The following is a 7,431-nucleotide window of genomic DNA, read 5'->3' on the forward strand; positions in this document are numbered from 1 at the left end:
AATATTTTTAAACAGCTATTTCGGCTGGCTGACTTGTTTTACCATTTTGACAATAAGATTTGTCAAAATGGCATTGACCTGTTCCGAAAAATCTTTAGAGTAAAAAAGACCAATAAAACACAATACGGAACAGTGTATGAGCCATCTTGCCGAAACAATTCAGATTCGTAATACCATGTTTAAAAATCGCATCATTAAAGGCGCGATGAGTGAGGCGCTTGCCAACACGGCAGGGCAGCCGAATAGCCTGCATTTAGGTCTATATGAAGCATGGGCAAAAGGTGGTTTGGGCTGTGCCATCACTGGCAACGTAATGGTCGATTTACGTGCCAAAAATGAACCGGGTGTTGTGGGAATTGAATCAGACCGAGATATAGAAAAGCTCAAACAGTGGGCAGAAGTTGGTAAACGTTATGGCATGGTGCAATTGGTACAGTTGTCACATCCTGGGCGGCAATGTCCGAAAGGTTTGAATAAAGAAACGGTTGCACCTTCGGCTGTGCCTTTTAGTCCAAGTTTAGCTTTGAGTTTTGGTACACCACGTGAACTACATGAAGATGAAATCCTCGATATTATTCAGCGTTTTGCCAAAGCTGCACAGATTTGTGAGCAAGCGGGCTTTGAAGGGATTCAACTGCATGGTGCGCATGGCTATTTGATCAGCCAGTTTTTATCGCCACTGACCAATAAACGCCAAGACCAATGGGGCGGCAATATTGAAAACCGTATGCGCTTTTTGATGCAAATTTATCAAGCGGTACGTGCAGCGACCTCAGACAATTTTATTGTATCAGTCAAACTAAACTCTGCAGATTTTCAACGTGGCGGCATCACTGAAGAAGAAGTGATTAGCGTGTTTAAAGCCATGGATGAAGCAGGTATAGATATGATTGAAATTTCAGGTGGTACTTATGAAGCACCCGCGATGGCAGGCTCTAAAGCTGATAAACGTAAACCAAGTACCATTGCCCGTGAAGCCTATTTTTTATCTTTTGCGGAATTGATTCGCAGTCAGGTGAAATGCCACTTAATGGTGACAGGTGGTTTTAGAACGGTAGTTGCCATGAATGCTGCTTTGGACAGTGGTGCATGTGACTTTATTGGGATCGCCCGACCATTTGCGGTAGAAACCGATTTAGCCAACCGTTTGTTGGCGGGTCAAGATGTACGTTACGGGGTCGATAAAATTAAAACTGGTATCCCGATGATTGATAAAATGGCAATTATGGAAATTATTTGGTATGCCGCGCAGTTCAAAGCAATTGCACAAGGCAAGCGTCCAAACCCGAAACTCTCGCCTTTAAAAGTCTTTTTCAAATATTTAAAAGGCAATTTAACTGCGGTGATTAAAGGACAGGTCAACTCACGTAAATCAGCTTGATTCGTATTTTTCAAACCTCAGTGGACGGATTCAAAGCTTAAACTATGGTTTTTGAATCAGTCCGCACAGATTGAAATATAAAACTAATGCGTTAGATAGCAAAAAGCCCAAGTCATATTGATTGGGCTTTTTGTTGAGATGTAAACATCTCGAATATGGCGTCCCTACGGGGATTCGAACCCCGGTTACCGCCGTGAAAGGGCGATGTCCTAGGCCTCTAGACGATAGGGACAAATAGAAGTTTATATTTTTAAACCATGTAACAACCAATGCAGTTGTTGAGAATATGGCGTCCCTACGGGGATTCGAACCCCGGTTACCGCCGTGAAAGGGCGATGTCCTAGGCCTCTAGACGATAGGGACTTAAAAAAATATCTACTTCTGAAATTGGCGTCCCTACGGGGATTCGAACCCCGGTTACCGCCGTGAAAGGGCGATGTCCTAGGCCTCTAGACGATAGGGACGTTTCAGAGGTGGGCGTATAATAGGGCGTATAAGGGGGGGGTGTCAAACGCTTTTCTGCAATAATTCTGAAAAAAATGTTCAACTGAATAAAATTAAAACTATTCAGCTCAAGTCATTGCATTTAAGTGGTAAAAATCATGCTTTTCACACAATTTGAAGTGTGCACATTTTTAGTTCAGCTAGTTTAATAATTTATGTAACAACAAGATTGATCTTTAATCTAAATACAACGCAAAAATAAAACAGGAGAATAATCTTTTAGATTACCCTCCTGTTCGTATTCATTTTTAAAGTGAACTGTTGAATATAGACTTATGATTTTAGATGATAAATCGTGTAATAGCTGATATAGCACAGTGCAATAAAAATCATACAGCCAATAAAGCCAGCCCACATTTCAGGGTCAAACACCATACTTAAGCAAGTAATAAAACAGAACACAAAACCTAAAATAGGCACTATTGGAAATAGCGGTGCAGCAAAACCTAAGTCCTGCACGGTTTTACCTTGTTTATACCATTGGCGACGGAAGTTAAACTGGCTTAAACAAATGCTCATCCAGACCACGACCATGGTAAATGCAGCCACACCCAACAGGTTTTTAAAGATGGTTTCAGGTGCGAATTGTTCAGACAATAAACCTGGCATTGCCCCTAACATCGTTACCATCACTGCAATGTATGGAATACCGTGTGCATTCACTTTAGAGAAAATTTGCGGTAATTGTTTTTGATGTGACAACGACCACATCATCCGTGAAGCTGCAAATAAGCCAGAGTTTGCAGCAGACAGTAAAGCTGTAATAATCACAAAGCGAATAATATCTTCTGCATAAGGAATACCAATCTGATTAAACACGGTCACAAAAGGACTGCTGCTGACGCCTTCAGCGGCCAAACCTGCAGCCTGATGAGGCAATAAGGCACTGATCACGACAATTGTACCCACAAAGAAAATCAACAGGCGGAAAATGGCAGTGTTAATGGCTTTGGGTACATTTTTGGCAGGATCTTTAGTTTCACCTGCAGCGACACCAATTAGCTCAGTGCCTGAAAAGGCAAAATTCACAATTAACATGGTGGCAAAAATAGGGAATAAACCTTCAGGAAACCAGCCTTGTGCGGTCAAATTGCTGAATAATGGTGCGGAGCTATAACCTTGATAAGATACAGCGCCAAAAATAGCCATTAAACCCAAAACAATAAAGGCAATTACGGTGACTACTTTGACTAATGACAGCCAAAATTCAGACTCTGCAAAAAGGCGGGTTGAAATCATATTCAAACTGAACACGACGCCACCAAAAATGAGTGTCCAAATCCACATGGAAATATGCGGAAACCATTCCTGCATGAGCAAGGCAGCAGCGGTAAACTCTGTACCCAAGGTGACTGACCACGTGAGCCAATACAGCCAAGTAATGGTATAACCCGTGCCTGGGCCAATATATTGTTTGGCATAAGCACCAAATGAACCTGAAACAGGCAAGTGTACGGCAAGTTCGCCCAAACACAGCATGACCATGTAGGCAATTAAACCACCAAAAATATACGCGATAATTGCGCCAATAGGCCCTGTTTGTGCAATCACTTCACCTGAGCCAAGAAATAAACCTGTACCAATGGCTCCGCCCAATGAAATCATAACCAAATGGCGGGTACTCATTGCACGTTTTAAAGGCATAGTATTGCCTTGATGCACAGCATCATTTTGATGATTCGATGACGGCATAAGTGATAGGAGAAAAAATGAAATGAAGCGAAGTATTGTAGAGAAAAACTACAAATCTGCAATCTTGAAATAATAAATTTGGATTAGAAATGATCGTATAGCACGATAAATGGCGTCCCTACGGGGATTCGAACCCCGGTTACCGCCGTGAAAGGGCGATGTCCTAGGCCTCTAGACGATAGGGACGTTGCGAGGTGATGCGTATATTATGAATTTTTAGCGACAGTGTCAAACCTGAATCTAAAAAAACTGCCGCACTATTTGTTATTTGCTTAAAAAATAATACATCTTTAAAAATAAATCAGTGCATGTAAATTTGAATACGGTGCATCATTTTAATGATCAGGGGTTTGATATTGCTTTTCAGTGGTTGTTGTTTGTGTGGCTGCGGGTTGAGTGCTTGGTTTAGGTTGAGCAGGCTCACGATTCACAATATAAAGATACAACGCAGAAGGCGCGAGAATGACCAAAACCAAGACAATTTTTTTCAACATGGCAGAATCAATAACACAAATTGGAATATTGCCATTATAACCAAAGCCAGCTCAAAAGACTGCATGCATAAAAGCTGATTCGCAGTAAAAATCATTTTGATGCTCAGTCTTGTGGTTGAAAAGCACGAATCAAAACCACAACACTAAAAAGAAAACAGGACGACAAACGCAGTCTGTCATCCTGTAAACATCTCAATGTTCGAGTACAAATCGTATTATTGATCTGTGTTGAGTAAGTTCTCTACCATGTGCGGCGCAAGTTTATTTAGAATAAAACAAAACAGCTCTGCAGTTTTTTGCGTATCGTATAAAGCTGAATGAGCTTCTTTGCCATCAAACTCAATACCTGCCTGAATGCATGATTTTGCCAGCACCGTTTGACCAAACATCACCGCACTTAAAGTCACTGTATCAAACACTGAAAAGCTGTGGAATGGGTTTTGGTTTTTCGTGCCTGTGCGGGCAATGGCTGCTTGTACAAAGCCTAAATCGAAATGCGCATTGTGACCGACCAAAATGGCATGGGTACAATTCTGTTGGCGACGCACTTCATTGACTGATTTGAAAATCCGTTTTAATGCGGTTTTTTCATCTTCAGCCATAGCCATACGCATAGGGTTGAAAGGATCAATCCCAATAAAGTCCAACGAACGACGGTCTAAATTTGCCCCTTCAAACGGGTTGATATGCGCATGATACGCTTCACCTGGTACAAATTTGCCATCCGCATCATAAATAATTGGAATGGCAGCAATTTCCAACAAAGCATCGGTTTGGGCATTAAAGCCTGCGGTTTCCACATCGACCACCACAGGCAAAAAACCACGAAAACGTTGCCCCATCACGGGCAAAGTTGTATCTGTCACACTTTTCTCCATTGAATGGTTTTACCCGCATATAACGGAATAATTTGTTCACCATCCAAGTAGTCTAAACTGGTTGGAATGATTTGCTCTTCTTTCACCAAAGTAATGGTGTTGGTATTACGCGGCAAACCATAAAAATCTGCACCAAAGAAGCTTGCAAAGCCTTCTAAGCGGTCAATACGTCCAACTTGATCAAAAGCTTGTGCATAAAGCTCAATTGCCGTAGGCGCACTATAGCAGCCTGCACAGCCACATGCATTTTCTTTGGCATTTTTTGAGTGCGGTGCGCTATCTGTCCCTAAGAAAAATTTAGGATTTCCGCTAGTTGCGACTTCTAATAAGGTTTGTTGATGGGTTTGACGCTTTAAAATAGGCAAACAATAGAAATGCGGTTTTACGCCACCTACTAACATATCATTACGGTTAAATAATAAATGTTGTGGGGTAATGGTTGCTGCGACATTACGGCCTTGTTCTAAAACAAATTGCGCTGCTTCAGAGGTCGTAATGTGTTCAAGCACCAATTTTAAGTTTGGAAATTGTTGTAATAATGGTGAAAGCACTTCATCTAAGAAACGTTTTTCACGGTCAAAAATATCGACATGATTGTGCGTGACTTCGCCGTGCAGTAATAATGGCACTTGTTGTTCTTCAAGTTGCTCAATCACCGCATATACTTTACGAATGTCGCTCACCCCATTGTCTGAATTGGTGGTCGCGCCAGCAGGGTAAAGTTTAATGGCATTCACATGCGCAGAGGCTTTAATTTTCTTGACTTCTTCGGGAGAGGTTTGATCGGTAAAATACAACACCATACGCGGATCAAAATTTACACCTTCAGGGACGTGTGCCATGATGCGTTCACGATACGCTTCCGCTTCTTCTACCGTTTTTACTGGTGGAACAAGGTTAGGCATACAAATTGCGCGTGAAAATTGCTTGGCAAGATCGGGAACAGTACGTTGTAGTGCTAAACCATCACGTAAATGAGCATGCCAGTCATCTGGCTGGATAAGAGTAATCGTATTCAAGGCGCTGCCAGTCTGAAAAATAAAACAGATGATAATCTATAAATGTTAAAATGGTAACGTCGAAAGCCATAAAAAATAGAAATGCCTGAATTAATTGTTTCGACATTGTGTTATTTTTAAACCACTAAAAAAATTATATTCAGGTTGTTACAGTTTTGCTGTGCAACAATCGTGATTAAATGGAATTTAAAGCATCCATGGAATACAAATATAAGTTAGCCAAGCTACAGTACGACAAAGAAAAAAATGAAGAGTTGATTAAACGTCAACGTAAACGTGCGGGGCAGGTTTTTCCGAAACAACTGGAAGTTGAGTTTTGGCAACAGCATCTTGAACAAGCTCGGCACAACATTAACCAATATTTTTGGTCGGGCGTACTCATCTACTTTATTATCACCGTGCTGATGATTACTGGGGATTATTGGATTATTGATCGTAATTTTTTTAAACACGATTTTATCCACTCTTTACTAGGCTTGGTCAATGGCGCGTTTTGCTTACTGACCCTGTTCTTTTTTGCCCATTATAAAATTTTGCGCCCGTATTATGCCTATGCCGCCATGGCTATGATTTTTTGGGCCATTGTGTCGATGACCTGGCTGACCATGACGGTGCATACCGAAGTGTTTAGACACCAAGCCATGATGATCATCAGCATGATTTATATTATGGGTTTTGTACTGACGGGGGTGAAGCCGTTTCACATGCTGCTGACTGGGTTAATGGCGGCTGTGGTTGCCATGATTATGCTATTAACCTTGTATATTCCAATTGATGTGATGGTGATGGGGCGGGTGTTGGTTGGCAGTACGGTAGTGGGTTTTTTAATCAGTAAAATGCTGTGTACCCGTGAGCGGATGATTTTTTTGGTCATGCACCAAGCCCGACTTAGTGAAAAAATTAACCGTATTCATGCTGAAGAATTGTTGCATTTAAGTCAGCATGACGCGCTGACTAAAGTATCCAACAGACGTACTTTTGATGAAATGCTGGACAGCTATTTCGAACAGGCACGGCATGATGAAGTGCCATTGTCTTTACTCTTTATCGATGTCGATTTTTTTAAAAAATATAACGATCATTATGGGCATCAAAAGGGAGATGAAGTCATTTCAGCGATTGCCAAATCCATTAAAGACTCAATTCGTCACATGGATTTTGTTGCGCGTTATGGTGGTGAAGAATTTGTGGTGTTATTGCCAGAAACCGATGCGCATGGTGCGTATGCTGTGGCTTCCAATATTTTTAAAGCGGTTGAGCGTTTAGCGATTCCACATAGTCAATCTTTGGTTGACAGTAATGTCACCATCAGTTTGGGCTTTACCGTCTATAAAGGTGAGGCGGACATTTTTAAAAGCGATTTCTTACAACGTGCAGACCAAGCCTTGTACCGTGCGAAACAGTTGGGACGTAATCAAATTTATTACCACACTTTGCAGGTGGAAGAAGTGCTGTAAATTTTT

6 protein-coding genes and 4 tRNA genes are annotated in these 7,431 nt (G+C 41.4%); 2 read left to right on the top strand and 8 right to left on the bottom strand.

The window, feature by feature from the left end; genetic code table 11:
* Positions 1-136 precede the first annotated feature (136 nt).
* The gene (locus VF675_RS09415; protein WP_004972669.1) at positions 137-1,381 is read left to right on the top strand and encodes an NADH:flavin oxidoreductase/NADH oxidase family protein; all 1,245 of its coding nucleotides are present in this window, start codon (positions 137-139) and stop codon (positions 1,379-1,381) included.
* A gap of 156 nt (positions 1,382-1,537) precedes the next feature.
* Here the strand turns inward: VF675_RS09415 and VF675_RS09420 are convergent.
* The 8 genes from VF675_RS09420 to pyrC all read right to left on the bottom strand — a co-directional run bounded on the left by VF675_RS09420 (position 1,538) and on the right by pyrC (position 5,968).
* Positions 1,538-1,613, bottom strand: a tRNA-Glu gene (locus VF675_RS09420).
* A gap of 55 nt (positions 1,614-1,668) precedes the next feature.
* A tRNA-Glu gene (locus VF675_RS09425) sits at positions 1,669-1,744 on the bottom strand.
* Positions 1,745-1,769: 25 nt separating this feature from the next.
* Positions 1,770-1,845 (bottom strand) — tRNA-Glu (locus VF675_RS09430).
* A 313-nt stretch (positions 1,846-2,158) separates the two neighbouring features.
* The gene (locus VF675_RS09435) at positions 2,159-3,577 is read right to left on the bottom strand and encodes an amino acid permease (protein ID WP_440205135.1); all 1,419 of its coding nucleotides are present in this window, start codon (positions 3,575-3,577) and stop codon (positions 2,159-2,161) included.
* A gap of 110 nt (positions 3,578-3,687) precedes the next feature.
* Positions 3,688-3,763: transfer RNA gene (locus VF675_RS09440), tRNA-Glu, on the bottom strand.
* 149 nt (positions 3,764-3,912) lie between these two features.
* Positions 3,913-4,071 carry a hypothetical protein gene (locus tag VF675_RS09445; RefSeq protein ID WP_004972674.1) on the bottom strand — a complete coding sequence of 53 codons (159 nt, stop codon included), beginning with the start codon at positions 4,069-4,071 and terminating at the stop codon, positions 3,913-3,915.
* Positions 4,072-4,286: 215 nt separating this feature from the next.
* Positions 4,287-4,949 carry a ribonuclease T gene (rnt, locus tag VF675_RS09450; protein WP_096902181.1) on the bottom strand — a complete coding sequence of 221 codons (663 nt, stop codon included), beginning with the start codon at positions 4,947-4,949 and terminating at the stop codon, positions 4,287-4,289.
* Positions 4,934-5,968, bottom strand: coding sequence for a dihydroorotase (gene pyrC, locus VF675_RS09455; RefSeq protein WP_004972678.1), 1,035 nt, complete (start codon positions 5,966-5,968; stop codon positions 4,934-4,936). The genes rnt and pyrC overlap by 16 nt, the downstream gene beginning before the upstream one ends.
* Positions 5,969-6,165: 197 nt before the next feature.
* Between pyrC and VF675_RS09460 the strand changes: the two genes are divergently transcribed.
* Complete coding sequence (locus VF675_RS09460; RefSeq protein ID WP_096902183.1) at positions 6,166-7,425, top strand: GGDEF domain-containing protein; 1,260 nt, start codon at positions 6,166-6,168, stop codon at positions 7,423-7,425.
* Positions 7,426-7,431 lie beyond the last annotated feature (6 nt).

Origin of the sequence: Acinetobacter sp. Lyrl_1 (genome assembly GCF_051948795.1) — a bacterium.
Classification (GTDB): Bacteria; Pseudomonadota; Gammaproteobacteria; order Pseudomonadales; family Moraxellaceae; genus Acinetobacter; species Acinetobacter towneri.